The organism is Mesorhizobium sp. M7A.F.Ca.US.014.04.1.1, assembly GCF_003998745.1.
Classification (GTDB): Bacteria; Pseudomonadota; Alphaproteobacteria; order Rhizobiales; family Rhizobiaceae; genus Mesorhizobium; species Mesorhizobium ciceri.
In genome coordinates, this window is sequence record NZ_RZRW01000012.1 from 1 (window position 1) to 628 (window position 628).

The 628-nt window shown below is 62.3% G+C and carries 1 protein-coding gene; it reads right to left on the reverse strand.

Going from position 1 to position 628, the window contains the following annotated elements:
- Positions 1-628 (reverse strand): substrate-binding domain-containing protein (locus EOA22_RS01610; RefSeq protein WP_245478578.1); only part of this gene is annotated, 628 nt, incomplete at both ends.

Genomic DNA, 628 nt, shown 5'->3' on the forward strand with positions numbered 1-628 from the left:
CGCCGGGTTGGTGGCGATCGCCTGCAGCACCACGGTCTTGGTGACGTTGGCTGTCCAGTTGCCATTGACATTGCGCGAGATCTTCAGCTTCGGATTTTCAGTCAGCGCCTTGTCCGCGCCCTGGCGCTCCTGCACCACGATCGGGTGTCCGGCGATGCCTTCGACCAGAAGGATGCTGGCGCCGTCCGGCTGCGCCTTGCCGATCGCCGCCATCATGGCGTAGCCCCAGCGCGCATAGTTGGAATCGACATTGATGGCGTTCGGGCTGGTCACCGAACCGGCAGCGGTGATGAACGGAATGCCGGCTTTGGCGGCAGCGTCGATCGCATCATCGAGTGCCGTCGCCGAGCCCGGGATCGAGGTGATGATCGAGCACTTCTTGTCGATGAAGGCGCGGATCTGGTTGATCTGCTGGCTGGCGTCATTGTTGGAATCAGACACCTCGAAGCTGGACACCGTTCCGTCGGCGATCAGCCCGTCGACGAGACGCTTCAATTCCTTGGTCACCGTGACCCGCCACGGATTGCCCTGGTAGGATTCCGAGTGGCACCATTTCCACGGTTTCGGCGGCGCTGTGAAATTGTCCCAGGCCGAAGGCAGCACCTTCTGCGGCGCGCCGTCATATTGC